The 26029-nt window shown below is 72.4% G+C and carries 23 protein-coding genes and 1 pseudogene; 6 read left to right on the top strand and 18 right to left on the bottom strand.

Annotation, left to right across the window (positions count from 1 at the left end):
- Positions 1-20: 20 nt before the first annotated feature.
- Complete coding sequence (locus tag AB0927_RS35090; RefSeq protein ID WP_366671866.1) at positions 21-539, bottom strand: N-acetyltransferase family protein; 519 nt, start codon at positions 537-539, stop codon at positions 21-23.
- Here AB0927_RS35090 and AB0927_RS35085 point away from each other — a divergent pair.
- Entirely contained in the window at positions 538-1140 is a 603-nt protein-coding gene (locus tag AB0927_RS35085) for an XRE family transcriptional regulator (protein WP_366671865.1), read from the top strand. The genes AB0927_RS35090 and AB0927_RS35085 overlap by 2 nt on opposite strands.
- A gap of 28 nt (positions 1141-1168) precedes the next feature.
- Here AB0927_RS35085 and AB0927_RS35080 read toward each other — a convergent pair whose 3' ends face one another.
- The 5 genes from AB0927_RS35080 to AB0927_RS35060 all read right to left on the bottom strand — a co-directional run bounded on the left by AB0927_RS35080 (position 1169) and on the right by AB0927_RS35060 (position 6726).
- Positions 1169-2206: a cytochrome c oxidase assembly protein gene (locus AB0927_RS35080; protein ID WP_366671864.1), complete on the bottom strand. Its 1038-nt coding sequence runs from the start codon at positions 2204-2206 to the stop codon at positions 1169-1171.
- A gap of 141 nt (positions 2207-2347) precedes the next feature.
- Positions 2348-2563: a hypothetical protein gene (locus AB0927_RS35075; RefSeq protein WP_366671863.1), complete on the bottom strand. Its 216-nt coding sequence runs from the start codon at positions 2561-2563 to the stop codon at positions 2348-2350.
- A gap of 76 nt (positions 2564-2639) precedes the next feature.
- The gene (locus AB0927_RS35070; RefSeq protein ID WP_366671862.1) at positions 2640-3398 is read right to left on the bottom strand and encodes a PIG-L family deacetylase; all 759 of its coding nucleotides are present in this window, start codon (positions 3396-3398) and stop codon (positions 2640-2642) included.
- A 36-nt stretch (positions 3399-3434) separates the two neighbouring features.
- Positions 3435-4181: a beta-glucanase gene (locus tag AB0927_RS35065; protein ID WP_366671861.1), complete on the bottom strand. Its 747-nt coding sequence runs from the start codon at positions 4179-4181 to the stop codon at positions 3435-3437.
- Between the two features lie 157 nt (positions 4182-4338).
- Entirely contained in the window at positions 4339-6726 is a 2388-nt protein-coding gene (locus tag AB0927_RS35060) for a glycosyl hydrolase family 65 protein (protein ID WP_366671860.1), read from the bottom strand.
- A gap of 168 nt (positions 6727-6894) precedes the next feature.
- Here AB0927_RS35060 and AB0927_RS35055 point away from each other — a divergent pair, with 168 nt between their 5' ends.
- Positions 6895-7317, top strand: a complete 423-nt coding sequence (locus tag AB0927_RS35055) for a hypothetical protein (protein ID WP_366671859.1) — start codon at positions 6895-6897, stop codon at positions 7315-7317.
- A gap of 16 nt (positions 7318-7333) precedes the next feature.
- Here AB0927_RS35055 and AB0927_RS35050 read toward each other — a convergent pair.
- The 5 genes and pseudogenes from AB0927_RS35050 to AB0927_RS35030 form a co-directional block, all read right to left on the bottom strand.
- Positions 7334-7428, bottom strand: a pseudogene (locus AB0927_RS35050).
- 88 nt (positions 7429-7516) lie between these two features.
- Positions 7517-8482, bottom strand: a complete 966-nt coding sequence (locus AB0927_RS35045) for a GNAT family N-acetyltransferase (protein ID WP_366671858.1) — start codon at positions 8480-8482, stop codon at positions 7517-7519.
- Between the two features lie 92 nt (positions 8483-8574).
- Positions 8575-11319, bottom strand: coding sequence for a bifunctional YncE family protein/alkaline phosphatase family protein (locus AB0927_RS35040; protein ID WP_366671857.1), 2745 nt, complete (start codon positions 11317-11319; stop codon positions 8575-8577).
- Between the two features lie 4 nt (positions 11320-11323).
- Positions 11324-12682 (bottom strand): ABC transporter permease, encoded by a 1359-nt coding sequence (locus AB0927_RS35035; RefSeq protein ID WP_366671856.1) that lies wholly within the window; start codon positions 12680-12682, stop codon positions 11324-11326.
- A complete protein-coding gene (locus AB0927_RS35030) occupies positions 12679-13620 on the bottom strand; it encodes an ABC transporter ATP-binding protein (RefSeq protein WP_366671855.1) in 942 nt (313 codons plus the stop codon). The genes AB0927_RS35035 and AB0927_RS35030 overlap by 4 nt, the downstream gene beginning before the upstream one ends.
- A 549-nt stretch (positions 13621-14169) precedes the next feature.
- On the opposite strand from AB0927_RS35030, the gene AB0927_RS35025 reads away from it, so the two are divergent.
- Both AB0927_RS35025 and AB0927_RS35020 read left to right on the top strand, forming a co-directional pair.
- The gene (locus AB0927_RS35025; protein WP_366671891.1) at positions 14170-14664 is read left to right on the top strand and encodes a MarR family winged helix-turn-helix transcriptional regulator; all 495 of its coding nucleotides are present in this window, start codon (positions 14170-14172) and stop codon (positions 14662-14664) included.
- Positions 14661-17279: an MFS transporter gene (locus tag AB0927_RS35020; RefSeq protein WP_366671854.1), complete on the top strand. Its 2619-nt coding sequence runs from the start codon at positions 14661-14663 to the stop codon at positions 17277-17279. The genes AB0927_RS35025 and AB0927_RS35020 overlap by 4 nt, the downstream gene beginning before the upstream one ends.
- A 98-nt stretch (positions 17280-17377) precedes the next feature.
- On the opposite strand, the gene AB0927_RS35015 is transcribed toward AB0927_RS35020, so the two are convergent.
- Positions 17378-18061 (bottom strand): hypothetical protein, encoded by a 684-nt coding sequence (locus AB0927_RS35015; protein ID WP_366671853.1) that lies wholly within the window; start codon positions 18059-18061, stop codon positions 17378-17380.
- A 76-nt stretch (positions 18062-18137) separates the two neighbouring features.
- Here AB0927_RS35015 and AB0927_RS35010 point away from each other — a divergent pair, with 76 nt between their 5' ends.
- Both AB0927_RS35010 and AB0927_RS35005 read left to right on the top strand, forming a co-directional pair.
- Entirely contained in the window at positions 18138-19100 is a 963-nt protein-coding gene (locus AB0927_RS35010) for an SDR family NAD(P)-dependent oxidoreductase (protein ID WP_366671852.1), read from the top strand.
- 226 nt (positions 19101-19326) lie between these two features.
- The gene (locus AB0927_RS35005) at positions 19327-20511 is read left to right on the top strand and encodes a hypothetical protein (protein ID WP_366671851.1); all 1185 of its coding nucleotides are present in this window, start codon (positions 19327-19329) and stop codon (positions 20509-20511) included.
- 241 nt (positions 20512-20752) lie between these two features.
- Here AB0927_RS35005 and AB0927_RS35000 read toward each other — a convergent pair whose 3' ends face one another.
- The 6 genes from AB0927_RS35000 to AB0927_RS34975 form a co-directional block, all read right to left on the bottom strand.
- Positions 20753-20923: a DUF5670 family protein gene (locus AB0927_RS35000; protein ID WP_366671850.1), complete on the bottom strand. Its 171-nt coding sequence runs from the start codon at positions 20921-20923 to the stop codon at positions 20753-20755.
- Between the two features lie 76 nt (positions 20924-20999).
- The gene (locus AB0927_RS34995; protein WP_366671849.1) at positions 21000-22700 is read right to left on the bottom strand and encodes a GAF domain-containing SpoIIE family protein phosphatase; all 1701 of its coding nucleotides are present in this window, start codon (positions 22698-22700) and stop codon (positions 21000-21002) included.
- Between the two features lie 100 nt (positions 22701-22800).
- A complete protein-coding gene (locus AB0927_RS34990; protein ID WP_366671848.1) occupies positions 22801-22992 on the bottom strand; it encodes a hypothetical protein in 192 nt (63 codons plus the stop codon).
- 88 nt (positions 22993-23080) lie between these two features.
- Positions 23081-24361 carry a phosphonoacetate hydrolase gene (gene phnA / locus AB0927_RS34985; RefSeq protein WP_366671847.1) on the bottom strand — a complete coding sequence of 427 codons (1281 nt, stop codon included), beginning with the start codon at positions 24359-24361 and terminating at the stop codon, positions 23081-23083.
- A gap of 61 nt (positions 24362-24422) precedes the next feature.
- Positions 24423-24977 (bottom strand): GNAT family N-acetyltransferase, encoded by a 555-nt coding sequence (locus AB0927_RS34980; RefSeq protein ID WP_366671846.1) that lies wholly within the window; start codon positions 24975-24977, stop codon positions 24423-24425.
- A 48-nt stretch (positions 24978-25025) separates the two neighbouring features.
- The gene (locus tag AB0927_RS34975) at positions 25026-25973 is read right to left on the bottom strand and encodes a hypothetical protein (protein WP_366671845.1); all 948 of its coding nucleotides are present in this window, start codon (positions 25971-25973) and stop codon (positions 25026-25028) included.
- Positions 25974-26029: the final 56 nt, after the last annotated feature.

The raw sequence follows: 26029 nt of genomic DNA, 5'->3' as shown, positions 1-26029 counted from the left end.
CAGGAGTCCGGTGCCGCGGTTCAGTCCAGCGCCAGCCGCATGAGCGTCAGATCGAGCCGGCGGCCGAACTTGATCCCGGCCTCCCGCACCGTGCCGGCGTGCTCGAACCCGAAGCGTTCATGGAGCCGGATCGAGGCGCCGTTGCCCGCCTCGATACCGGCGATCACGAGGTGATGGCCCGCCGTGCGCGCGGCCTCGATGAGGGTGGTGAGCAGCGCGGAGCCGATGCCGAGCCCGTGCCGGCCCTCGCGGACGTAGACCGAGTCCTCCACCGTGTGCCGGTATCCCTCCAGCTCCCGCCACGGCGCGAACACGGCGAACCCCACCACCTCGCCGTCCGCCTCGGCCACGAACGCCGAGCCGCGCTCCAGGTGCCGGGCCAGCCAGGCCGCGCCCTCGGCGGGCGACTGCCCGGTCTCGGTCCACAGGGCCGTCGAGTGCTCGATCGCGTGGTTGCGGATCTCGCGCACCGCCTCCGCGTCACCGGCGCACGCCGGGCGAACGGTCACCGTCCGGTCTCTCTCATATATTGGAAGCATGTCCAACATGGTAGATCCCCTGGTGGGGCGCATCGCGGCCCGGATCCGTGCCGAACGGGAACGGCGCGGCTGGACCCTGGCCCGGCTGGCGGAGGCGTCCGGGGTCTCCCGGGCCATGATCAACCGGATCGAGCGCGGGGAGAGCAGCCCCACCGCCGTCGTCCTCGGCAAGCTGTCCGCCGCCTTCCAGCTCAGCGTCGCCTCGCTGCTCGCCCTCGCGGAAGGCACGCAGCCGGGGCCGGTCCAAGGCCCGGAGGGGGAAGCGGGCGTGTGCCGTCGTACCGGAGCGCCCGAGTGGCAGGACCCGGCCACCGGCTACCGGCGCCGTCAGATCACCGGCCCGCGCTTCCCCGCGGAGGTCGCGGAGATCCGGCTGCCCGCCGGGGCCCGGGTGCCGTACCCGGCCGCGGCCTTCGCCTTCGTGCAACAGGTCGTCTGGGTCCTCGACGGCCGGCTGACCTTCCACGACGGCGAGGAGGACCACGAACTCGGCCCGGGGGACACTCTCGAACTCGGCGACCCCGCCCCGCGCGTCTTCGCCAACACCACCGGCGCCGAGTGCCGGTACGCCGTCATCCTGGCCCGGGGCGCCCGGCCCTGATCCGTGGTGGGGGACGCTTCCACGGAGGTCAGTCCTCGCCGCGCTGGCGGCGGATCCGCGCCGCCACCTCGTTCTGCTCCGTCTCCCACCACGGCCGCACCCGCACCGCACCGGCCCCGTCGGACCCGCCCGGGGCCCGGCCGGGCTCGGGCGCCGGGGACACCACCGGCGTGAGGTCCCGGTCCAGACGCCGGTCGAGCGCCGCGGCCTGGACGCGCTCGGCGCGCGCCCACTGCACCAGGATCGCCAGCAGGAACGGCAGCGCGACCAGCTCGGCGATGCTCAGCATGGCGCCGCCGCCGATCTGCTGGTCGTGCTGGACGTCCGGCGACCAGGCCGGCGCGTGGTGCAGGTACCAGGCCCCGGCGATCAGCGTGCCGTGGGTCATCACCACGAGACCGGGCACCGCGTCGATGACGCCGTCCAGGAACACCAGCGCCGCGCGCACCGGGTGGCTGCACCACTTGGGCAGCGCCTCCTCGCGGGTGAGGACCGGCACCACGAAGAGACAGCCGGCCGCCAGCAGGTGCAGGTACATCAGCTCGTGCAGCCAGCCCACGCGCAGGGCGGTGGAGAAGTACGGCGTGAAGTAGACCGTCAGCTCGGTCCCCAGCACCAGGGCGGTACTGACCAGGGGGAAGGTGAGCAGCCGTACGACCCGCCCGGTCATCACCCGCCGCACCCGCGCGGAGGCGCCGTCGCCGGGCAGCGCCTCGACGGCGAGGCGCAGCGGATCGCCCAGGGCCAGGCCCAGCGGGGTGATGAGGTCCAGCAGGACGTTCTGCACCGCGGCCGGCCAGAACAGCACATGGTCGTAGACCGCGAGACTCGACATGGTGGCCACCGCGAGTCCGCCGAGCCCCAGCAGCGCGAAGGCCAGGATCCGGCCCGGCGACCAGGCACCGCCCGCCCGGCGCACCCGCAGCACACCCCAGCCGTACAGGCCGCCCAGGAGCGCGATCAGGATCAGCGCGGGCACGTCGAGCTGCCACGACCCGAGCGCGCGTGCGGGTGTCAGCTCCGGCAGGCTTCCGGCCGCCAGGACGGCCGTCGCGGGACCAGACATGGAAAAGCTGCCTCCACCTGCCTATAGGGAGCACACCGGACGACAGGTGACAGTAGCCGCCGGCGCCGCGGGACCCGTCGGCAGGGTCGTCCTCGGCGCGCGCCGGCCACGCCGGGCCGGATCCGGCGAAAGAGGCGCCCGCTACCCGGCCTCGCGGTGCAGGACCCGGCGTGCCGCCTCCGCCTCCGCCGCCGGCGGGGACAGCTCGTCCAGCGTGTCCAGCTCGTCGTCCGCCTCCAGCTCCCGCTCCCAGGCCGCGGCCAGCTGCTCCTGCTCGGCGCGCGGCTTCGCGCCGACGGCCTCCCGCTGATCGCGGTCCAGAGCCGCCATGAATCGTCCGATCGTGTCCGTCGGCATGCCGTGCTCCTTGTCGCGCAGAACTGCCACTCTCAGCCCAGCATGGCCAATCGGGCGTGCGCCCGCCTCTCGGCGGTCAGCCGGTCAGCTCCGTCCGCGCCCGCGCCCTCGTGCCGAGGCCGTGCCGGATGAACCACTCGGTGCCCATCAGCCGCCGCCGCTCGGCCGCGGAGAGACCGGCGAGCAGCCCCGGTACGGCCCCGCGCTCCACCTCGGAGCGGTGCGCGAGGACGGCCGCGGTCTTCCGGTCCGGCCAGGGGACGACATCGACCGTCGCGGTGACCTGTTCGTCCGGAACGCTGTACACCGTCTTGCGCTCACCGAGCACCTCCCGCAGCGCCGGGACGGCCGACTCCGGATGGGTGGCCAGGTACAGGGCGCGCGGCTGCCAGGGGTCACCGGCGTCCGGGTGGAACCGCGCGAGCCCGGCCGCCTGGGCGGCGAGCACGGTCACCCGGTGGGTGTGCACATGATCCGGGTGCCCCGTCAGCCCGCCGTACGCGTCGTGGGTGACGATGATCTCCGGGCGGAACTCGCGGATGTGCGCCACCAGTCGGCGTACGGCCTCGTCCAGCGGCGCGTCGCGGAACCGTGGGCGGCCCGGCGCCGACCACGGCACCCGCGCGTCGGCGTACCCCAGCAGCCGGGGCTCGCCGGCGCCGAGGATCCGCACCGCCTCGGCCAGCTCGGCCGCCCGCCCGGTGCCCGCGGCCCAGGTGGCCGTGACGACCGCGGTACGGGCGCCCGCCGCCGCGTGCCGGGCCAGCACCCCGCCCGCCGACAGCGACTCGTCGTCCGGGTGGGCGAACACCGCGAGCAGACTCGGCACGGACACGACGGACCACCTCGGCACGGGGATCTGGGGGACAGCTCATACCGGTCGCGCGTACCCGGTACGCCCGCCACCGGCCGGACGGCGCACGGTCAGGGAGCTGACCTCGAACGATATCTCGTTCGTCGCGGGATCCAGCGGCGGGTGGTAGCGCCCGGCGCACACCGAGAGGCCGACGACGAGATGGGCCCGCCAGGCCTGCCCCACCCCCCGGTGGTCCGCGAAGACCGAGGCGCCGTTCAGCGACCAGATCACACAGCGGGGCCCGAACTCGGTGCGCAGGTCCACCCAGGCGCCGGGGCGGACCGCGTCGTCCCGGACGTGGCAACTGGCGCTGCGCACACCGTTGTTGAACTCCAGGTGGCCGGGGATGTCCACGTGATACTCGAACACGTCCACCCCCTGGCCGCCGTCCCGCCAGGTCCGGATCGCCGGCCAGGCGCCGGTCTCCCGGGGCAGCCGGACCCGGGTCTCCAGCACGTCGCCCGGCCGCACGGTGAACCCCTCCCGGCTGCCCTCGGTGGTCAGCAGCCCGGTGTCCCAGCGGCCGTCCGTGCGGCGGGTGGCCCGGAAGACGCCCGAGCGGCAGTAGCCGGGGTCGGACACCAGCCGGTCCAGCCTGTCGTCGTCCGGATGCGCCGGGCCGCCGCCCGGGAACGCCCGCGAACGGCCCGCGACCCACTGGGCCGTGGAGGTGAAGTCCGCCGTGAACACCACGTCGGACGCGGCCGGGAAGCGCGCGGCGGCCGGTAACGGCTCACCCCGCAGCGGTTCGTCCGTGTTCATCTGTTCGTCTCCATGACCGATGTCTCACCGCCTGGGGGCCGGTCATGCGTGCGAGCCGTGACTCCTGGCGGCATCCACCCGTCCGGGTGAACGGCCGGGGCCCCTCCCACCGGCCCTCCCGCGGGCGGCGCGGGACGGATCCGCGCCGCCCGTACGGCTATTGCTCCGGCGTCTCGTCCGGCTCGGCCAGCCCCTGCGGGCGCCGCCCCCGGGGCTGCTGCGGCTCCAGGCGCACCGGCGGAGGCGGGACCGGGCGGTCCTGCGGCGCGTCGGTGGTCACGGTGAGCGGTTCGCCGCAGTGGAGGACCGTCACCGGGTCGCCCTCCACCAGCCGGTAGCGCACCTGCGCCGGACCGATGTCCACCTTCAGCCGGCGCCCGCGCAACTGCACCGTGAACACCACCCGGGACAGCGCCTCCGGCAGGCGCGGCGCGAAGCCGAGGACATCCGGCCGCTCGCCCTTGCCGAGGTGCCAGCGCAGGCCCCCGAAGCCGCCGACGAGGGCGATCCACGTCCCGGCGAGGGAGGCGATGTGCAGTCCGTCGCGGGTGTTGTGCTCCAGGTCGTCCAGGTCCATCAGCGCGGCCTCGGCGAGATAGGCGTACGCCAGCCTGAGGTGCCCGGTCTGGGCGGCGAGCACCGCCTGGCAGCACGCCGACAGGGAGGAGTCGCGCACCGTCAGCGATTCGTAGTAGGCGAAGTTGCGTGCCTTCTCCTCCTCGGTGAACGCGTACGGGCACTCCAGCATCGCCAGCACCACGTCGGCCTGCTTCACCACCTGCTTGCGATACAGGTCGAAATAGGGGTAGTTGAGCATGAGCGGGTAGTTCTCGGGCGGGGTGGCCTCGAAGTCCCAGCGCTGGAAGTGCGTGTACCCGGCGGACTGTTCGTGCACGCCCAGGGCCCCGTTGTACGGGATGGCCATCCGGGCCGCGGCGTCCCGCCAGGCCGCCGCCTCCTCGTCGTCCACGCCGAGCTCGTCGGCCCGGTCCGGGTGCCGGGTGGCCACGTCCGCGGCCGCCAGCAGGTTCTGACGTGCCATCAGGTTGGTGTAGAGGTTGTCCCGGGCGATCGCGCTGTACTCGTCGGGCCCGGTGACCCCGTCGATGTGGAAGACGCCCTCCGGGTCGTGGTGGCCGACGGAACGCCACAGCCGGGCGGTCTCCACCAGCAGGTCGGTCCCCACCCCGCGCTCGAAGTCCTCGTCCCCGGTCGCCGCGATGTACCGGACCGTGGCCAGCGCGATGTCCGCGTTGATGTGGAAGGCGGCGGTGCCGGCCGGCCAGTAGGCGGAGCACTCGGCGCCGTCGATCGTCCGCCAGGGGAACACCGCGCCGGCGAGCCCCAGTTGACGCGCGCGCTCACGGGCCGCGGGCAGGGTGCTGTGCCGCCAGCGCAGGGCGGACGCCACGGCTTCGGGGGCGGTGAACGTCAGGACCGGCAGCACGTACGACTCGGTGTCCCAGAACGAGTGCCCGTCGTACCCGGTCCCGGTCAGCCCCTTCGCCGGGATCGCCCGGTCCTCGCCGCGGGCCGCCGCCTGCAACACGTGGAACAGGGCGAACCGCACCGCCTGCTGGATCTGCGCGTCCCCCTCCACCTCGACGTCCGCACCGGCCCAGAACCGGTCCAGGTACTCCCGCTGGGCGGCGACCAGGCCGTCCCAGCCGGTGCTGACGGCGACCGCCACCGCCCCGTCCACCTGGTCGTGCATGCTCGGCAGCGAACGCTCCCCGGACCAGCCGTAGGCCACGAACTTGACCAGCCGCAGCGGCTGTCCGGGCACCAGGTCGGCGGTCACCGTCAGCCGGCTGACGTCGGGCTCGCACTGCGCCGTCCAGTGGGTGCCCCCGGGCCCCTCCACGAGGTGGTCGGCCGCCGCGCCCACCCGCAGCCCGCTGCGCTCGGTGCGGTGCACCAGGCGCAGCCGGGTCTCCTCGGCGTAGTGCTCCTCCGCCGTCAGCGGGGACTCGGTCGCGGCGGCGACGCGCGGATCGCCCTGGAGACGGGGGAGTTGCTCGTTGGCGACCAGCTCGGACTGGATGGCCACCGAGGCCGGTCCGTCCTCCGGCTCCACCTCGTAGACGACGGCGGCCACCGCGCGCTGGGCGAAGGACACCAGCCGCCGTGAGGTGATGCGGACCGTGCGGCCGCCGGGCGAGGTCCAGCGGGCGGTGCGGCTGAGCACACCGGTGCGGAAGTCGAGCACCCGCTCGTGGGACAGCAGCCGACCGTAGCGCAGGTCGTACGGGTGGTCGTCCACGAGCAGCCGGACGACCTTGCCGTCCGTGACGTTGATCGCCGTCTGGCCGGACTCGGGGTAGCCGTAACCGGCCTCCGCGTACGGCAGCGGATGCCGCTCGTGGACTCCGTTGAGATAGGCGCCCGGCAGCCCGTGGGGCTCACCCTCGTCCAGGTTGCCGCGCCAGCCGATGTGCCCGTTCGACAGCGCGAACACCGACTCGCTCTGGGCGAGCACCTCCAGGTTCAGCTCGGTCTCGCGCAGGGACCACGGCTCGACGGTGTAACTGGGGTGCGTGATCACGGCGACTCCAGGAGTTCCGCAGACAGGCGTAGGCGTGCGGGAAGCCGGGGCATGGGTCGAGGCTAGGAGCCACCGGCGAGCGACGGCGGGGGACACCGGCCCGGCACGCCGGAAGGCACCCGCTCGGACGAGACGCGGACCGAGGGCCCGTGACAGGATGCGCGGATCATGAGCGCTGACTGGTACGTCCTCATCGAGGAGGACATACGGGAGACGAAACACCTGCACGCCGTCGAGTTCGAACTGCACCACTGGAGACTGGCGGCCGCGCACCGGGTCGAGGGGGACGAGGCCAGGGTCGCCGCGGTGGCCGAGGACGCCGCCCTGCACTACGTGCCGACACCCCTGACCGGGTACCTCAGCCTGGGGGACCGGCCGTCCCGGCACGCCTTTCTCGCCCAGGACGGGTCGTGGGTGGTCCTCGTCGGGCTGCGCGGACACCAGTACCACATACGCGTGAGCACCGCCCGGCTCATGCACGTACGGGAGGAGAAGGAGGCACCGTCGAAGAGCCTCAGGGAGAAGTTCCGCGGCGCGTGGGAGGGGCCGCCGCCCCCGCCCAAGCCCTGGTCCCCGCCGGCGGCGGATTGAGGGTGGACCGTGTCGGCGGAGAGGGCAGGATTCGAACCTGCGTGGACCCCTGGGGGTCCGACCTTGAGGCGAACTCGCTGGTCCCCGATCAACCGCTCCGGGCACCTCTCCTTGTTCCCGGTCCGGGGCGGCGCCCCGTTCCGTTCACAAGAAGAGAATGACAGCGGCCCCTGACACGGCGCTGACGCGCGCCTGACCACTAGTCCGCGACGAGCGCCTTGACGTACACCGTGGAGCTGCGCCGGACCGTCATCCCGAGCCGCTCGTACAGCGGCAGCGCCCCCGTGTCCGAATGCGTCCACAGGGTGCAGCTCCGCTTCCCCCGCAGGTAGAAGGCACGGAACGTCTGTCGCAGCAGCAGCCGGGCGATGCCCCGGTCGCGCTGGTCGCGACGGACCGCGACCCGCTCGACGTACCCTTCGTCGCCACCCGGCGCGCCCGGCACCAGAGCCGCCCCCGGCCGCCCGCCGGCCCCCGGGTCCAGCGACAGCACCGCACCGACCATCCGTCCGCCCGCGAAGGCGACCGGTGACGCCGCCGGCGCGAACGTCGCCCGCCCGACCGTGTGCCGCGCCCACTCGGCGTACGACTTGCGCCGCTGCTGCCACTCGTCGAACGCGTCCTCGGTGAGCCGGTACGCCGCCTCCTCGTCGCCCGCGCGAAACGCCCGCACGGTGATCCCCGCAGGCGGCTCGGGCACCTCCGGCTCGACGGGCATCGCCATCTCCAGCAGCCATTCGGTGACCAGCCCGGCGTACCCGCCGGAGCGCAGCAGGGCCGTCGCCGCGAGATCGGCGTCGGCGACCGTCTGGGCCAGCCGGTCGCCTCCCAGCTCCCGGGCCCGTGCCTCGGTCCAGGCGAGGAGGGAGGCGCCGAGCCCCCGCCCCCGGTGGCCGGGATGCACATGGACGGTGGCCCGCCGCCCCCGCACCCGGCCCCAGGCCGCGGCGTCCCCGGCGCGGTCGAGGACCAGGACCGCGGCACCGGACGATTCCCGCCCGGACAGACCGAGATCGGCGGTGACACGCTCGGCGCCGGTCGTGACACGGCCATGCAGTTCGTGCTCGTACGCGCTGACCAGACGGTGCACCGCGGCGGTGTCGGCGGCGGTGGCGGAGCGGCCGAGGTAGCCGGACGGCCACTGTCCCGAGGAAGCTTCGGACATGGGGGGAACCTGCACCGGGAGGCGGCCCGGGAAACAGCGGGCCCCTGGCCGGCTGTCACGCCGGCCAGGGGCCCCGCACACCGTCAGGTGCGTCAGCCGTCGTTCTCCGACGACGGGATGGAGGCACCCGGCACCTCGCTGGGCGCGTATATCTTCTTGTCGCCCGGGTACGGCTTGGCCCAGTCGTGGGCCTCGTACCAGGTGAAGCGGTTCATCTGCTCGGGGTTGGCGAAGTCAGGCACGGCCTTGGAGCCGGTCAGCCGCTGCTGCGACTTCCAGGTGTTCCACTTCGCCGCGACGGTCTTCTCCGACGCCGGCACCTTCCCCGTCGGCGCGGGCGCCGCGGCCGGGTCCGCCGGGGCCGGGACGTCCGGACCGCAGGACGGCGTGGTCGCCAGGCCCGTGGTCAGCGAGGTGCGGTTGGGCAGCGCGGTGAACGGGGTGTAGTCCGGCTTGTCGGTGAACGCGGCGGTCATCGGGGTGGCCGCGGCGTCCTTCTGGTTCATCGGGTCGATCCCGAGGATCTGCTCGATGGTGCGGATCATCGTGATCTGCGAGTAGTAGTGGCTGTCGACCGTGCCGTGCTGGGCCCAGGGGCTGATGATCTGGACCGGGGCACGGTGGCCGTCGACGTGGTCGGTACCCGCCTGGGAGTCGTCCTCGACGACGAAGATCGCCGAGTCCTTCCAGTACTTGCTGTGCGAGATCTCGTCAACCATCCGGCCGACCGCGAGGTCGTTGTCCGCGACCTGAGCGGCCGAGTTCGCCGGACCACCGGTGTGGTCGTTGGACAGCCAGAACATGTTCAGGTCGGCAGGACCGTTCTTCTCGAAGTCCTGCTTCCAGACCTGCTCCTTGTAGACGTCCGGCACGCTGGTGTCGAACATCGGGAAGCCCTGCACCGACACCTTGTTGAGCGACGGGATCGCCGAACCCACCTGGATGGGGTAGGCGGTCTGCGCGCCGGTCGACTGCATGTTCTTGGCGTCGCAGAACAGGTTCTGCCAGGACGCGCCGGACGGCTTGGTCTCGGAGGACTGGAACTCGCCGAAGTCCTTGACGCTCTTGCCGGCGGCCTGCGCGCCGGTCCACAGGAATCCGGACTTCTGGTGGCCCAGAACGTCGTTCTCGGTGTCGTAGCTGCGCGTGTACTCACCGGCCGAGGACTCGGTGTACTCCGGGTCGTCGGCCTGCATCAGCCAGTTGTGGCCCTCGGCGGAGTTCGTGCCGATGTCGTACGTGTTGTCGTACAGCCCGAACTGCTCGGCCATCGCGTGCTGGTTCGGCGTCACGTTCTCGCCGAACGACGTCAGCGACGGGTCGCCGTTGCCCTGCGGCAGGTCGCCGAGGACCTGGTCGTAGGTCCGGTTCTCCTTGACGATCATGAAGACGTGCTTGATCGTCGAGGGGTTGCCGAGCCGGGCGGGGACCGCCACCGGCTTAACCTTGCCCTTGTTCTCGGCCCGCTTGACCGAGTTGGCGGTCCAGCCGTTCTGCTCGAAGACCTTGTGCGTCTGGCTCTTGACGACCTCGTCGGACGGCAGCTCGAACCGGGTCAGGCTCGACGTGGTGTCGTGGGTGCCGTGGTTGGAGCTCTTGCGCAGGGCGTCGATACCACGGGTGTTGGAGACGACGATCTGGTCGCCGACGGTGGCGATCTCCGACGGGAAGTAGTCCGTCGGGAGCAGGCCGACGTAGGAGACCGGCTCCTGGGCGGAGGAGTACTTGTAGACGGCGATCGCGTTGGCACGGCCGAGCGTCACGAGCAGGCGACCGTCGTCGGTCAGCGTCACCGCGTCGGGCTCGTAGCCGACGGACGCCTGCGGCCACGGCTGGGTGGCGATGGTCTGGACGACCTTGTCCTTCTTGGTGTCGATGACCGACACGCTGTTGTCGGCGGTGTTGGTGACGAACACCACGCCGTTCTTGGCGTACACGGCGGTCGGATGCAGACCGACGTCGATGCTCGCCGGGGCGGCGGTCGGGTTGGCCAGGTCGATGACGCTGACCGTGCCCGAGGTGGACGCACCGGTGTCCGGGTCGGCCGGCACCTGGGTGCCGTACGAGTTCATCGTGGTGTCGCCCGACTTCGCCGGACGGCCGCCCTCGTTGCTGACGTACAGCTTGTCGCCGACCTGGACCATGCCGCGCGGGGCGTTGCCCGTGCTCCAGCTCTGCTTGACGGCACCGGTCGCGGCGTCGAGCGCGACCACGCGGTTCTGGCCGTTGACGGCGGCGTACACGGTGGAGCCGTCGGCCGAGAAGACGGCCGCGGCCGACAGCGCGTTCTTGGAGCCGCTCGCCGCGATCGTGATGTTCTGCGGGCTGGACAGCGTGCCGTCCGCGTTCACGGTGAACTTGGTGTAGCCGCCGGACCGGCCCAGCCAGAGCTGCTTGCCGTCGGGCGAGTACACGGGGCCTTCCTGGCCCACGTCGGTGCCGCTGATCTTCAGGTCGTCGGCCGCGCTGGTGCCGATGCGCTGGACCACCTTCGAGGACTTCAGGTCCACGATGACCAGCGCCGCGTCACCGTCGGTCACCGAGGCCGCCAGGTAGGCGCCGTCGGGGCTGACCGTGGACGACATGATCTTGCCGTCGTTGATGACCAGGCGGTCACCGTACGGGGCGAGGTACTGGTCGCTGGAGATGACCTGGCCCTTGGCCGTGGTCTGGCCGACCTGGGCGAAGCCGAACTGGTGGGTCGACGCGTAAGCGGTGCCGGCCGCGGTGACGGCCAGAGCGGTTATGCCCGCCGTCACCATGGGAATGCGACGGATACGGTTACCGAGAAGGCCGGACTGGTCCTTCCCGACACGTCTGCGGCGTGAGACCTGCATGGAGCTATCCCTTCGGGGTGGTCGACAGCAGTTCGACGTTTCCGTCGAACTGCCACATCGGGTTCGGCGCGTCCCCGGTCGGGGTCCGCACCAGGAAGTAGCCGTTCACTTCCTTCGGTCCGTCGCCATCGGCGACGAACCGCCCGTCTGAGGTGACGTCCAGCTGGTAGATGGCCTGACCAGTCGTCCGGACGTGGGGCAGATGCCAGGAGATGACGCAGTGCCAGTCGTTGCCCGGCCCCGTGGCGTGGTCCTGGACGTTGCCCTTGCTGCACGTCGCCGTGGCCTTCAGCTGCGCTTCGGTGACGGCGGGGCGGTTGAGTTCGTCGGTCTGCATGCGGTAGAGGTGCGCGAACGCCGTGGCGACCGACCGCTCCACCTTGGCCTGCTCGATACCGGAACCCGTGGACGGGGTCGCCGCGGCGATGACCGCGACCGTCACGCCGAGCAGCCCGGCCAGCGGCAGGAGTCCGGCGGTGACGGCACGGCGCGCGGAGCCGTCGTTCGCCAGGTTGGTGAAGTCACGCCGCAGGAAGAGCAGGTAGGCCAGCACTGTCGCGGTCACGGTCCATGCCAGGCTCACCGCGATACCGATCAGCAGCGGGCCGAGCTGTGCCGGGCCGGTGAACAGACCGTTCCAGGCGATGAAGACGTAGCCGGGCAGGGCGAGGCGTACGGCGACGGGGAGCGGCAGCATCTGCGCGAGCTGCATCACCAGCGCGACGAGGGCGGGCAGCAGCAGTCCCATCGGGGACCGCCCCAGTGCGATGGATCCCAGGAGCCCGATCGCGGCGAGGGCCAGGGTCGGGGCGAGTACGCAGGCCCAGGCGAGCAGGACCTTGGCGGCGGCGTCCCCCGGTGCCAGCAGCCGGCCGTCGAGGCCGACCAGTGGGTGGCCGCCGACCGCCAGGAGTCCGCCGGCCACGCTGGAACACACCAGTCCGGCAACGAGCAGCAGGATGACGGTGAGGCTGGACAGTGCCTTCGCCGCGAAGATCCGCCGAGGCGACCGGACCGCCACGAGCAGGTGGCGCCAGGTGCCGAGCCGGTCCTCGGCGGCGAACACGTCGCCGGCGACCATCGACGTGAGCAGCGGGAGCGCCCAGGTGCCCGAGAAGCCGAGCACCACCAGCGGTCCGGCCCATCCCGTGGCGTGCATCCAGCGGCCGAAGAGGGTGTCCGCGGGAAGCGTGCTCTGCCGGCTCACCGCCGCGACGAAGAGCGCCGGCGCGATCCAGCAGGCCAGGACCAGCAGGCGGACCCGCGATTGCGAGACCAGCTTGACCAACTCGAAGCGGTAGCCACGCCGCACCGAGACGCGGGGGGCCGGGGCGACATCGTCCTCGGTGAGGATCGCGGTCATCGGTCGGCCTCCTGCTGTTCGGTCAGGGCGAGGAACGCGGCCTCCAAGGGCGATACGGTGGGCGTCAGTTCGCGCACCGCGATGTCCGATCGCACGATTCGCGCCACCAGCTCGTCGAGCGCGGGGACCAGCGCGCGGACGACGAGCACCTGGTCCACCTGGTGTGTCCCGCCGCCCTCGACGACCCGCACGCCGTCCGCCTCGTCGGCCAGCCGGCGCGCGGCCTCCGGCTCGGAAGTGAGCAACCGGTAGTCCAGCTCACGGTTCTCGGCGGCCAGCTTGGTCAGCGGGCCGGAGAAGACGACCCGTCCGGTGGCGAGGAGGGTGACCTCCGAACACAGCGCCTCGACGTCGTCCATCCGGTGACTGGAGAGCACCACGCTGGTCCCGTCCGCGGCGAGCCGGTTCAGGACGCGGTGCACCTGCCGCTTGCCCGACGGGTCGAGGCCGTTGGCGGGTTCGTCCAGGACCAGCAGCCGGGGCCGGGTGAGCAGGGCGGCGGCGAGCCCGAGCCGCTGCCGCATCCCGAGCGAGAAGCCGCGCACCCGGTCGTCGGCGACGTCCCGCAGACCCACCTCCGCGAGGACCTCCTCGATCCCCGCCGTCCGCGCGCCGCGCCCGCGCAGGGAGGCGAGCGCCGCGAGGTTCTGCCGGGCGGTCAACGACGGGTACAGGCCCGGCCCGTCGACAAATCCAGCCACTCCGTCAACGGCCGAAAGCATCTGTCCCACCGGCACACCGAGGATCTCCAGACCGCCGCCGTCCGCGACGGCCAGCCCCAGCAGCAGGCCGAGCAGTGTCGTCTTGCCGGCGCCGTTCGGCCCGACGAGACCATGGATCTGACCCTGGGTCACATCCAGGTCCACGCCGTCGAGCGCGACCACATCACCGAAGTACTTCGTGATCCCGCGCGCCCGCACCGCGAGCACTGCGTCCATGAACTCCTCCTTCAAGATCACAAGGACCGTAGGCCCATGTCGAAGAACCCTGACAGGGTGGGGAGTTGAACGTTCCGGGAACGGGAGGCGACAGGTGTTCGATTTGCCGCGCCCGGTACACGGACCGGCCCGAGCCGCTGCCCCCCGCCCCTCCGTGTGTGCGTGCCCGGCGCCCCCGGCTCCAACGGGCCGAGCGCCGCAGCGGTCACCCTAGAGCGCGTTCCGCCCGGCCGGGGGGCCGTACCGCGTCGCCCGGCCAGCCGGACGCGCGGTCCTGGCGCACAGCCTGGCCGGGTAGCCTGCTCCCCTCATCCCGTCGGCCGTCGTATTGCCGAAGCGTGACCGGACACTGGCGTACAGGTGGCGTCGGCCAGGCCCTACACTCACTTGGTAGCCGCAAGCAACGGAATGTGAGTGATGATCGGCACGGAGAGCCGGAGAGGCCACGAGGACGCCTCGCGCACGGACGCCGTACGCGTGAACGCCGTGCGCACGGACGACGTACCCCGCGCCGGGGAGGCGCGCGGCGCGACGGCGATCGCCGAGGCCATGAGCGCCGAAGCCGCCGCGTCCGGCCTGGGCGCCGAGATGGTGCGCCTGATGCGGCTCTTCGCCGCCTGGACCCAGCGCGCCGGCTTCGAGTGCGGGGCCGCCGACCGTGTGCTGCTCGCCCGGCTGGTGACCTGTGGCCGGTGCCGCGCGACCGACCTGGCGGCGGATGTCTTCCTCGACCTGTCGACGGTCAGCCGGCAGGTCCGCTCGCTCGTGGACCGGGGGCTGGTCGAACGCCACCCGGACCCGGAGGACCGCCGGGGCTCGCTGCTCGGCGCGACCGAGGCCGGGCGCGCCGCGTACCAGAACGCCGTACGCCGCCGCGAGGCGGAACTGACCCGCCTCCTGGAGCCCTGGCCGGCCGAGGACCGCACCCTTCTCACCCGTCTGCTGAAGCGCCTCAACGGCGACCTGGTGGACAGCACGTACACGAGCCTCGGGACCGGGCAGCACCCGGTGGGCGAGGCGAGGCAAGGAGATCTGCACGCATGACCACGTCCGCGTCCCCGGCTCGCGGGGGAACCCCAGCGATATCCGCGTCGCCACCACCGGCCGGCCGGCTGACGCACCGCCAGATCATGACGATCCTCAGCGGCCTGATGCTGGGCATGTTCCTCGCGGCCCTCGACCAGACCATCGTCAGTACCTCGATCCGCACCATCGCGGACGACCTGCACGGACTCAGCGCGCAGGCGTGGGTCACCACCGCCTACCTGATCACGTCGACCATCAGCACCCCGCTGTACGGCAAGCTGTCCGACCTCTACGGCCGCAAGCCCTTCTTCCTCGCGGCCATCACGATCTTCGTCGTCGGCTCGGCGGCCTGTTCCTTCGCCACCTCGATGAACGCGCTGTCCGCCTTCCGCGCCTTCCAGGGCATTGGCGCCGGCGGTCTGATGTCGCTGGCGCTGGCGATCATCGGTGACATCGTGCCGCCCCGCGAGCGCGCCCGGTACCAGGGCTACATGCTCGCCATGTTCGGCTCCTCCAGCGTCCTCGGCCCGCTGATCGGCGGCTTCCTGGCCGGCCGCAGCAGCATCCTGGCCATCGCGGGCTGGCGCTGGGTGTTCCTCGTCAACGTCCCGATCGGCATCGTCGCGCTCTTCGTCGTCGCCAAGGTGCTCAACCTCCCGCACACCCGGCGCGAGCACCGCATCGACTGGTGGGGCGCGCTCACCATCACCATCGGCGTGGTGCCGCTGCTGCTCGTGGCCGAGCAGGGCCAGAGCTGGGGCTGGACCTCCGCCAACGCGTACATCTGCTACGCCGTCGGCGTGATCGGCCTGGTGGCCTGGGTCTTCGTGGAGCGGGCCATGGGCGACGAGGCGCTGATCCCGATGCGCCTGTTCCGCAGCTCGGTGTTCAGCAAGATGAGCCTGCTGTCCGTGCTCATCGGTATGGGCATGTTCGGCGGGATGATGATGGTCCCGCTGTACCTCCAGATCGTGAAGGGCGTCAGCCCCACCAAGTCCGGCCTGCTGATGCTGCCGCTGATGGTCGGCATGATCGCCGGCACCATGGTGGTCGGCCGCATCATCTCCAAGACCGGCCGGTACAAGATCTTCCCGATCGTCGGCACACTCCTGCTGATCGCCGCCATGGTGCTGTTCCACTACCGGGTGCAGTGGGACAGCCCGCTGCCGGAGACCATGGCCTACATGGCGCTGTTCGGCGTCGGCCTCAGCGGCTGTATGCAGATCCTGACCCTGGCCGTGCAGAACTCCGTCGAGCCCAAGGACATGGGCGTCGCCACCGCGTCGGCCACCTTCTTCCGGCAGATGGGCGGCACCGCCGGTACGGCGATCTTCCTGTCCGTGCTGTTCAGCACCGTCGGCGACAAGATCAGCTCGGCGTTCAGGGCGGCGTACCAGAGCCCCGCGTTCCAGGCCGCCCTGCACGATCCGGCCGTGCGCGCCGACCCGGCGAACGCGCCCGTGCTGAAGATGCTCAAGGACCCCGCCGCGAGCGGCGGCTCCGGCGTGCTGGACGACTCCTCCTTCATCCAGCGGCTCGACCCGCGTCTGGCCCAGCCCTTCAAGGAGGGCTTCACCGACGCGATGCACGTGGTGTTCCTGTGCGCCGCGGCCATCATGGTCCTCGGCTTCCTGGTCGCGGTGTGGACCAAGGAGGTGCCGCTGCGCAAGGTCTCCGGACTGGAGGCACGGGCCGCGGAGGCGAACACCGCGCAGGCCGAGGGCACCGAGGCGAAGGACGCCCAGGTCAGCGCCGTGACGGCGGACAACGCCCCGGCGCCGGCGCCCGCCGCCGCACCTGTCGAGGACGTCCCCGCATCCGTCGAGGAGGCCCTCGCGGCCGTCGAGTCCGGATCCGCCGCCCGGCAGGGCGTACGCGGCCGGGTGCTGGACGGTGCGGACGCCCCGGTCGCGCAGGCGGTGGTCACCCTGATCGACGTGCGCGGCCGGCAGCTCGACCGCGCGGTCAGCGGCGCGGACGGCACCTACACGCTGTCGGTGCCCGGCGCCGGCACCTATGTGCTGATCGGCGCCGCGGGTTCCCGTCAGCCGCAGGCCGTCACGGTGCTGGTCGGCGAGGACCCGGTGGTCTGCGACCTCGTGCTCGGCGGCAGCGCCGCCGCGCTCGCCGGCTCCGTGAAGGACGCGGCCGGGGGGAACCCGCTGCCGGGTGCCTTGCTGGTCGCGACGGACCTGCGCGGTGAGGTCGTGTCCTCCGCGACCTCCGCCGATGACGGTGCCTTCTCGCTCACGGACCTGGTCCCCGGCAGCTACACCCTCGCCGTGAACGCGCCGGGCTACCGTCCGGCCGCCGTCGCCGTCGAGGTCGCCCCCGGTACGGCCGAGCCCTGCGAGATCCGTCTCGAAGCCGGTGCCCAGCTCCACGGTGTCATCAGCGCCGCCACCGGCGGGCCGCTCGGCGACGCCAAGGTGACGCTGCTGGACGCGGCCGGCAATGTGCTCGGCACCGCGACCACCGGCCCCGACGGCGCCTACGGATTCACCGACCTCGACCTCGGCGAGTACACCGTCATCGCCGGCGGATACGCCCCGGTCGCCACCTCCGTACGCCTGGACGCCGGTGGCACCACGGACTTCGACGTCGAACTGTCCCACGAGGACACCGACCGGTAGCGCTTCCAGCGCCCCGGGCCGTCCGACCAGGGCCTGCGATCCACCGGATCGCAGGCCCTGCTTCCGTATTCCGGCCGGGGCCGGCGGGCGGTGTGCGGCTACCAGCCGATGTGCGCGGTGATCCAGTCCGCCAGGGCCTGTTCGCCGGCCGTGCCCTGTGCGGCGGCGGGCGGCAGGCCGGGGGCGCAGGAGAGGGGGGTGGCGGACAGCTGGAGGTGGGTGAGGTAGCCGTAGGGGCCCTCGTCGGCCGCCGGGCCGAGGATCAGGGCGTGGGTGGCGGTGCGCCAGACACGGTGGGTCAGCGCGGGGCCCGGGCCCACGGTGTGCGCGGACACGAGGAGCCGCTCGGGGGCCGCGCCGAGCACCTCGGCCACCGCCCCCGCCGCCTGCGCGAGGACGGCCTCGCAGTCCAGGTCGGTGGCGGGCCGCCTGGCGCTCCATCCGGGCACCTTCTCCCACCCCTCCATGTACCCGTTCAGCCAGGTCGCGTTGACCATCGCCGTGTCGTCCGGGTCCACGGGGTACAACTCCCCGAAGACGAGGAAGGTGCGCGCCTCCCACTCTCCGAACGGGCTGACGTACTCACTGCACAGCACATGCCCGTGCCCGGTGCGGAACGAGTCGCACACCAGGTCCTCCCAGGCCCAGCCGCGCCTGCGCAGCTCCTCCTCGACGGCGTCGTCGTCCTCGCCGACGGGCGGCACGTACGGCAGGGCGACCAGCTCGGCGACGGCCTCGGCGGTCAACGGCCGGTGGACGAGGGCATGTACGGGTATCGGCATGCCGGTACCTTAGGTTGCCGGCCGGCTCGGTGCGCCGCTTGACTTGGAGGGCACTCCAATTCGTAGCGTTCCCGGCATGAGTACTGCACAGCACAAGATCGGGTCCGGGTTCGGCGCCACCAGCACCGCGGACGAGGTCCTGGCGGGCATCGACCTCGGCGGCAAACTGGCTCTGGTCACCGGGGGTTACTCGGGCATCGGGCTGGAGACCACGCGCTCGCTGGTCAGGGCCGGTGCCCAGGTCGTCGTACCGGCGCGTCGTCCGGAAACCGCCGAACAGGCGCTGGCCGGGCTGTCCGGGGTCGAGATGGACGAGCTGGATCTCGGGGACCTGGAGAGCGTGCGGGGGTTCGCCGAGCGGTTCCTCGACTCCGGGCGGACCCTGGACATCGTGATCGACAGCGCCGGGATCATGGCGTGCCCGGAGACGCGGGTGGGGGACGGCTGGGAGGCGCAGTTCGCCACCAACCACCTCGGCCACTTCGCCCTCGTCAACCGGCTGTGGCCCGCGATCGCTCCGGGCGGTGCCCGGGTCGTCTCCGTGTCCTCGCGCGGCCATCACGCCGCCGGCATCCGCTGGGACGACGTCCACTGGCGGCACGGCTACGACAAGTGGGAGGCCTACGGCCAGGCCAAGACCGCCAATGTCCTGTTCGCCGTCCACCTCGACAAGCTCGGCCGGGACGCCGGCGTCCGCGCGTTCGCCCTGCACCCCGGCGGCATCCTCACCCCGCTCCAACGGCACCTGGCCAAGGAGGAGATGATCGAGCGCGGCTGGATCGACGAGCACGGCACGGTGCTCCACCCCGAGGCATTCAAGACCCCGCAGCAGGGCGCGGCCACCCAGGTCTGGGCGGCGACCTCGCCCCGGCTCGACGGGCTCGGCGGCCTCTACCTGGAGGACTGCGACATCGCCGAACCCGCTCCGGAGACCGGCGACCGCGCCGGCGTCAAGGGCTGGGCGATCGACCCGGAGCAGGCGGCCCGGCTGTGGGCGCTGTCGGCCGAGCTGACGGGCGTGGACGCCTTCGCGTCCTGACCGGCCCGCACTGACGGGCACGTCCCGGCGAAGGCGGCGCCCGCCGCCGTCACCCGTCCGGCCCACCGGCCGGCCGCCGCCTCCCGGTCGCGCGCTCCCGTGTGCACCGTTGGCACGCCGCGGGGCGCGGCCGCGTCCGGGGGCCTTCCGCGGCGGGGGGTCTCCGGGGTGGCCCTCATACTGGTGCGAACAGGGCAAAAACCGCCTAGCTCGCGGAGGTGCCAGGATGCGCGACGACGTCGAGGACGACGACGGGCCCGTCGAGGAACCCGAGCTGTACGACGAGTACGACGAGGGCTTGGCCGAGTCCGAGGGCCCCGAGGCGTACGAGGAGGACGAGGTCGAGCCGTCGGCGGCCCGGAGGGGCCGGGCCGATGCGGAGCCCGACGTCTTCCTCGACGTCCCGGAGCTGAGGGTCGACCAGATCGACCTGGAGGTGGAGGATCTGCGGGCCCGCGTCTCGCTCCAGGCCGAGGTGCTGGACCTGCTGAAGCTGAACGTGGGCGCCGATGTCTCCCTCGGGCGCGTGCACTTGGGGATCTCGGGCGTGGAGGCGCAGGCGCAGCTCAGGGTGCGGCTCGACAACGTCGCGATGATCATCAACCGGGTGCTCACCACCCTCGATCGCAACCCGCAGATCCTGGAGGAGCTGGCGCGGGGCGTCGGGTCGGCGGTGCGCGATGTCGGCGGCGGGGCCCGGCTGGCCGTCGGCGAACTCGGCACCGGGGCGGGCAGAGCCGTCGAGGACGTCGGCCGGGGTGCCGGGTCCGCGGTGGAGGACGTCGGCCGGGGCGCGGGTCGCGCGGTCGAGGACGTGGGCCGGGGCGCGGGTTCGGCGGTGGGGGATGTGGGCCGGGGTGCCGGGTCCGCCGTGCGGTCCGTCGGCGAGGGCGCGGGTGGCGCGGTCGAGGATGTCGGCCGGGGTGCCGGGTCCGCCGTGGAGGACGTCGGCCGGGGCGCGGGCGGTGCCGTCGAGGATGTCGGCGGCGGAGCCGGGCGCGTGGTGGCGGACGTCGGTGACCGGGCCGGTGCGGTCGTGGGTGACGTCGCCGGGGCGGTACCGGAGACCGGCCGGGCCGCCGGGCGCACCGCGAAGAAGGCGGGAGACACCGAGGGCGAGACGGTCGACGTGGTGGGGGAAGCGGCCGACAGAGTCGGGGAAGCGGTCGACGCCGGGGAAGAAGCGGTCGACGCGGCGAAGAAGGCGGCCGATCGCGGTGCGGCCCGGCGGACGGCGCGGTCGGCCAAGAGGGCCGCCGGCAGGAGCGGTGGCGCCGAACGCGGCCGGACCGCCCGCAGTACCCGTCGTTCCGCTGACGGAGACGGTGGTGATGACGGCGGCGGCGATGACGAGCGGTCGGCCCGTCCCGTCCGCCGCCGTGTCCGGGAGCGGCGGGACGAGCCGCCGTGAACGGGCGCCCGCCGGGGATCCGGTGGATCCCCGGAAGCGGACATCTCGTTCGAGGCGACGGTCCGCGGTGACCGTCTTCGCTTCGCGGAGGAGCCCCGGACCGCCGTCGGCTTCCCCGGCGACGGTGACCGGGAGTCATCCTCCGGCAGCGAGCGGACCAACCTCCCGGAGAAGGTCGTGCCCAGCCGGGAGTACCGCGACGTCCGCGTCGCCTACCGTCTCGCGACCCGTCTCGTGTCGTCTACCACCGGTACCAGCGCCCCCGGCGGCCGCCGCTGCCCGCGGGCCGGAAGAGGAAGCCCAGCAGCCACAGCACCAGCACGATCACCGCGATCCACCACAGCGCCTTCAGCGCGAAACCCGCGCCGAACAGCACCAGGGCCAGAAGAAGAACCAGAAGCAGGGGAACCATTGTTATCAACCTCCTGGCCACCGAATGCCCTTGCTTCGTCCCCGCAAGCACACAAATCACTGGTTACTTCCACGGCTCAGCGGGAAGTGCGCACGTTCGTGGCGGGCACCCGGACCGCGAGCAGGGCCACGTCGTCATCGTTGTCCGAGGGCCGCGTCCGTGCCAGCAGCAGGTCCGTGAAGGACTCCAGGGGGCGGTGGGCGAGGGACGCGGCGTGCCGGCGTAGCCGTTCGAGGCCCTCGTCCAGGGAGTGGCCCGGGGACTCGATCAGGCCGTCGGTGTACAGGAGCAGCGTCGCACCGGGCGGCACCTCCCGGGTCGCGTCGGGGCGGTCCTCCTCGGGCACCACGCCGAGGAGGGCGCCGTGTCCGTCGGTCAGGTACTCGGCGAGGCCGTCGGCGCTGACCAGCAGCGGTGGCGGGTGGCCCGCGTTCGTCCAGGCCAGCGTGCACCCGCCGGCGTCGTTCACCGTCATCCGCCCGAAGACCGCCGTGGCCATGGCCACCTCCGCGATGCGCACGGTCGCGCGGTCCAGCTCCTGCACGATCTCGCTCGGCGGCTTCTGCCGGGACCAGGCGTAGGCGCGCAGGATGTTGCGCATCTGGGCCATGCCGGCCGCCGCGTCCAGGTCATGGCCGACGACGTCACCGACGGCGAGCGCGGTCGCGCCGTCTTCCAGGGAGAACGCGTCGTACCAGTCGCCGCCGACCTCCGAGGCGTCCGGCGCGGGCAGATAGCGGGAGGTCATGGCGAGCCCGGACACGCGCGGGAGCTGGGGCAGCAGATGGCGCTGCATGGTCTCCGCGACCACGCGCTGGCGCTGGTAGAGGCGGGCGTTCTCCAGGGCGAGGCCCGCGCGGCGCGCGATGTCCTCGAGGAGGGCCAGCTCGGTGGCGGTGTATGCCCCGGGCTGGTCGGCGCGGCCGAGGGTGACCGCGCCCAGCACCGCGCGCACGCTGCGGATGGGGGCGATGGCTGCCGAGTGCATGCCGGTCACCTCGAAGAGCCGGTGCTGCTCGGCCGCCATGCCGGAGTCGGGCGGGCCCTCGTAGGTCTCGGGACCCAGAAGGGTGGACCCCACGCCGCGCAGGGCGCGGGACAGCGGCATGGTCGACTCCCGTGTCACCGGCGGCATGGGGCCCTGGAGGTCCTCGCACAGATGTACGTCGCCTTCCCGGGCGTGCGCCACGGCCCAGCGCCGTACCTCGTCCCGCTCGTGGATCAGGTCGATGACCGCCCAGTCGCCGAGCCGGGGCACGAGCAGGGCGATCAGCCGGTGCAGGGCCTCCTCGATGTTCAGCGTGGAGGTGAGCAGGGTGGTCGTCTCGGCGAGCAGCGCCAGCCGCTCCAGATCGGAGAGCTGCCCGTGGGCCGGGGACCGCGTGACGGGATCCTGTCCCCGGCCCGCCGGATAGAACAGCACCAGGGTGGCCGACGGGCGCGGCAGCCCCACCTCACAAGGGGTGGCCAGCCAGGTCACCGGCAGCAGGGTGCCGTCCCCGCGTGCCATCCACTCGCGGCCGTGCGCGGGGACCCCGGCGAGGACGGCCTCCCGGATCCGGCACTGGGCCCTGGGTACCAGCTCTCCGTTGACGTTGCGGTGCAGCAGGTCGTGGGCGTCGCCGCCGAGCAGCGCGGCGGCCGACCGGGCCAGGAGCCGCTCGGCGCGTGGGTTCACGCCGATGACGCGGCCCTGCTCGTCGGCCAGATAGGCGCCCGTGCCGAGGGCGTCGAGCGCCTTGGTCACCGTCTCCTGAGGGCTGCCTCGGCCAGGCATGGTCTTGCCCCCTTACACACCCGATGGATGCCTTCACGGTCCCTCCTTACGGAGTTCCCCTCCGGCCCCGTGTCACCCGGGCGACCGGCGGACGCCCCGGTCAGCCGTGGGAGGACTCGGCCGCCTCGGCCGCCCGGCAGGCGGGGCAGACGACCTGGGCGTGGCGGCCGTATCGGCGGGTGAGCCCCTGGCACCGCGGGCAGTAGCCGACCTCGTCGGGCAGACAGTCCAGCAGGTGCGCGGCGGCGGTGCGGTCCATGGTCGGGTCGATGCGCCGCGGCATCTCCTCCATAGGTGCGAATGTACGTCCCCCGCGCCGGGCCGGCAGCTCGGCACGGGGGCGTCGCAGGGCACCAAAGGCGCCCGTCGCGGATGGTGTCTCAGCCGGTGAGCGGCTCCCCGGCCGCCAGATGGCAGCCGATCCAGAAGGCGTCGAAGTTCCGCAGCCGGTGTCCGGGCGGAAGTTCGACGGGCCGGTTGACGAGGAACGGGACCCGCTGTTCGCTGAGGCCGCCGTGGGAACGCAGCGGCTCGGTGAGGCAGGAGAGGTCATGGCGGGCCGCGGTGGTGCCGAGCACGGTGTCGCGTTCCGCGACGACGACGAGGTCGCCGGTCCGGTCGGCGGGCAACTCGAAGCGAGCGCAGGCCTCTTCACGGGTGAGGACGGTGTTTACGCCGTCCACGGCGGCGAGTTGGCGGCGCAGCGCCGTCCGGTCCGCGAGCTCGGGCAGATACACGGTGGCGTAGGAGCCGAGGGCGCCGTGGTGGACGGTGTAGGGATCGGTGATCGGCAGGACGACGCGGCTCGCGCCCGGGCCGGTGCGGGCGTCGAACCAGTCGGACAGGTAGACCACCCGGGCCGTTCCCCCGGCATCGGACTTGGCGTTCATCCCGTGGTCGGCGGTGACGACGAGCACCGCGCCGAGGGCGTCGATCCGGGCGAAGTAGCGGTCCAGCATGGCGTAGAAGCGGTTGGCCACGGGGGAGCCCGGCGCGTGTTTGTGCTGGATGTAGTCGGTGGTCGAGAGGTACATCAGGTCGGGCCGGTCGCGCTCCAGCACGTCGCGGCCCGCGGCCAGCACCAGTTCGCTGAGCTCCGCGCTGTAGACGGAGGGCAGTTCGAAGCCGGTGGTTTCGAGGACCTCCTCGATGCCGTTCGCGGCGAGTGTGACCTGGTCGGCCTTCTCCGCGGAGAAGCAGATGCCGCCCTCGGCGAGCCCGCTGCCGAGCAGCCGGCGCAGCTTGTCCTTGGCGGTGATGACGGCGACCCGGGCGCCGGCCTGTGAGAAGGCCGCGAAGAGGGTGGGCGCGCGCAGCAGTTCGGGCGCGTTCATCATCACCTCTTCGCCGGACGCGGTGTCGTAGAAGTAGTTGCCGCAGATGCCGTGCACGGCGGGCGGGACACCGGTCGCGATGGAGAGGTTGTTGGGGTTGGTGAAGGACGGCATGGCGCACTCGCCGCGCAGATCGCCGCCGTGCTCCAGCATCGTCTCGGTGAAGGGCATCAGCCCGTCGGCGATGGCCCGTTCGTGGTAGGCGTCCTCGCTGCCGTCGACGCAGACGACCACGACCGGGCGCCCCGGGCGCGGATAGCTTCGCCCGTTGACGGTGAGCCGGCCGTCGGCCGGGATCCGTGAAGTAATGCCGTCGGCAGTGTTCATGTACGTCCGCTTCCGCTGGTGATGGCTCACGGACACGACAATGTCCGTGAGCGGGCCGCTTTCACTCGCCCGCGGTGAGATCGTCCGCGAGCAGCGAGAACAGGACCAGATCGACCCGGCCGTCATGGACGAACCCCGCGTTGCGCAGGATGCCCTCGCGGTGGAACCCGGACTTGGCGGCGGTCCTCAGGGAGGCGGTGTTGGCGGTGGCGGCGCGGAGTTCGAGGCGTTCGAAGCGGTGGTCGGTCAGAAGCCACCGGGCCAGGGCACGGGTCGCCTCGGCGCCGATGCCGTGGCCCCGGGCCCAGGGGGAGATCCAGTAGCCGACCTCGCTCGTCAGCGCCCGCCAGTCGGTCTTCTTGAGGCCGACGGTGCCCACCAGCCGCTCGGTGCGGGTATCGGTGACGGCGAAGTGGATGCCGTCACCGGACTCGCGGAGGGCGTGGGAGACGGAGGTGCACCAGGCGGCGGCGTCGTCCAGGGTGTAGGGCCGGGGGAGCGGGAGCCAGCGCTGGGTGAGGCCGTCGGCGCAACTGGCCTGGGTGTCCTGGACGTCGGCGTCGGTGAAGGGGCGGAGGACCAGGCGGTCCGTGTGCAGCACTGTCTCGGGGAACATCCGTCCGTCCCTTCATGATCGGTCACTCGGCCCGGCCCAACCTGACAGTCAGTGCTCGTGGGCCCCGGCGCCGTGCGTCCCGGTCGCACCCGACGCGTGCACCGTGAACGCCGCCGTACGGACCTTCCCGTCGTGCTGGAAGTCGAAGAACAGCCGGTACGCGCCCGCCGTCGGGGCCGTCACCATGAAGGAGACCTTCGGGCCCGGCTTGGTCGTGCCGTCGCCCGGCTCCCCCGTCGGGTGGACGTGGAGGTAGGCGAGGTCGCCGGAGCGCAGGGCGACGAGGTGGCCGTAGGCGCCCAGGTAGGGCTGGAGGTTCCCCACGGGGTGACCGTCCTTGCTCACGGTGAGGGTCAGCGTGGCCGGCTTGCCGGAGACGGGCGTGCCCTCCAGCCGCACCTCGTAGCCGTCGGTCTTCGCGGTCGTGCTGGGGGCGGGCAGCTCCACCGGCTGGTACCGGCCGGCGACCGCGAGGTCGGCGCCCAGCGTGAGCGAGTCCCCGCCCTTGGGCGTGAAGTCGGCGAAGACGCGGTAGCCGCCCGCGTGGGGCAGATCCACGGAGGTGTGCCAGGTGCCGTCGGCGGCACGCGTCGGATGCAGATGGCGGTAGACCGTCAGATCGCGCGCGGCGACGATGAAGTGGAGTTCCTTGCCGTGCTGTTGCTCGTAGGCCGTGACCTTGCGGCCGGTGTCGTCCCGCACGATGGAGAAGCTCAGGTCCGTCTTCTCGCCCGCCGGCACCTGTGAGGTGTTCAGGGCGAGCGTGTAGCCGCCTTCGGAGATCTCCAGACCGCCGGGCGCGGTGTCGTGGTCCATGCCGGGCATGCCCGGCATGGACGCCATGTCGTCGTGCCCGCCGCTCTTGTCGTGGTGCACGGTGTGGCCGCCCTTCTGCTGCGGGGTGATGGTGTCCACGGCGTTGCCGACCCCGTAGGCGGCGCCGAAGGTCGCGGCGAGCGCGGCGGCGAAAACGGTGATCCGCAGTGCGGTGTTCATGGCCAACTCCTCGTCCTTCTCGGTCGCTTGGGTGTGCGGCCGACCGTGACCACACC

The organism is Streptomyces sp. NPDC048106 (assembly GCF_040706415.1).
Lineage (GTDB): Bacteria > Actinomycetota > Actinomycetes > Streptomycetales > Streptomycetaceae > Streptomyces.
This window is presented reverse-complemented; position numbering and strand designations above follow the sequence as displayed.

Bases quoted from the DNA above. Each gene is read 5' to 3' on its own strand.
- AB0927_RS35085 (WP_366671865.1), top strand. From the start codon at position 538: ATGTCCAACATGGTAGATCCCCTGGTGGGGCGCATCGCGGCCCGGATC.
- AB0927_RS35090 (WP_366671866.1), bottom strand. From the start codon at position 539: ATGCTTCCAATATATGAGAGAGACCGGACGGTGACCGTTCGCCCGGCG.
- AB0927_RS35080 (WP_366671864.1), bottom strand. From the start codon at position 2,206: ATGTCTGGTCCCGCGACGGCCGTCCTGGCGGCCGGAAGCCTGCCGGAG.
- AB0927_RS35075 (WP_366671863.1), bottom strand. From the start codon at position 2,563: ATGCCGACGGACACGATCGGACGATTCATGGCGGCTCTGGACCGCGAT.
- AB0927_RS35065 (WP_366671861.1), bottom strand. From the start codon at position 4,181: ATGAACACGGACGAACCGCTGCGGGGTGAGCCGTTACCGGCCGCCGCG.
- AB0927_RS35055 (WP_366671859.1), top strand. From the start codon at position 6,895: ATGAGCGCTGACTGGTACGTCCTCATCGAGGAGGACATACGGGAGACG.
- AB0927_RS35045 (WP_366671858.1), bottom strand. From the start codon at position 8,482: ATGTCCGAAGCTTCCTCGGGACAGTGGCCGTCCGGCTACCTCGGCCGC.
- AB0927_RS35040 (WP_366671857.1), bottom strand. From the start codon at position 11,319: ATGCAGGTCTCACGCCGCAGACGTGTCGGGAAGGACCAGTCCGGCCTT.
- AB0927_RS35035 (WP_366671856.1), bottom strand. From the start codon at position 12,682: ATGACCGCGATCCTCACCGAGGACGATGTCGCCCCGGCCCCCCGCGTC.
- AB0927_RS35030 (WP_366671855.1), bottom strand. From the start codon at position 13,620: ATGGACGCAGTGCTCGCGGTGCGGGCGCGCGGGATCACGAAGTACTTC.
- AB0927_RS35025 (WP_366671891.1), top strand. From the start codon at position 14,170: ATGAGCGCCGAAGCCGCCGCGTCCGGCCTGGGCGCCGAGATGGTGCGC.
- AB0927_RS35020 (WP_366671854.1), top strand. From the start codon at position 14,661: ATGACCACGTCCGCGTCCCCGGCTCGCGGGGGAACCCCAGCGATATCC.
- AB0927_RS35015 (WP_366671853.1), bottom strand. From the start codon at position 18,061: ATGCCGATACCCGTACATGCCCTCGTCCACCGGCCGTTGACCGCCGAG.
- AB0927_RS35010 (WP_366671852.1), top strand. From the start codon at position 18,138: ATGAGTACTGCACAGCACAAGATCGGGTCCGGGTTCGGCGCCACCAGC.
- AB0927_RS35005 (WP_366671851.1), top strand. From the start codon at position 19,327: ATGCGCGACGACGTCGAGGACGACGACGGGCCCGTCGAGGAACCCGAG.
- AB0927_RS35000 (WP_366671850.1), bottom strand. From the start codon at position 20,923: ATGGTTCCCCTGCTTCTGGTTCTTCTTCTGGCCCTGGTGCTGTTCGGC.
- AB0927_RS34995 (WP_366671849.1), bottom strand. From the start codon at position 22,700: ATGCCTGGCCGAGGCAGCCCTCAGGAGACGGTGACCAAGGCGCTCGAC.
- AB0927_RS34990 (WP_366671848.1), bottom strand. From the start codon at position 22,992: ATGGAGGAGATGCCGCGGCGCATCGACCCGACCATGGACCGCACCGCC.
- phnA (WP_366671847.1), bottom strand. From the start codon at position 24,361: ATGAACACTGCCGACGGCATTACTTCACGGATCCCGGCCGACGGCCGG.
- AB0927_RS34980 (WP_366671846.1), bottom strand. From the start codon at position 24,977: ATGTTCCCCGAGACAGTGCTGCACACGGACCGCCTGGTCCTCCGCCCC.
- AB0927_RS34975 (WP_366671845.1), bottom strand. From the start codon at position 25,973: ATGAACACCGCACTGCGGATCACCGTTTTCGCCGCCGCGCTCGCCGCG.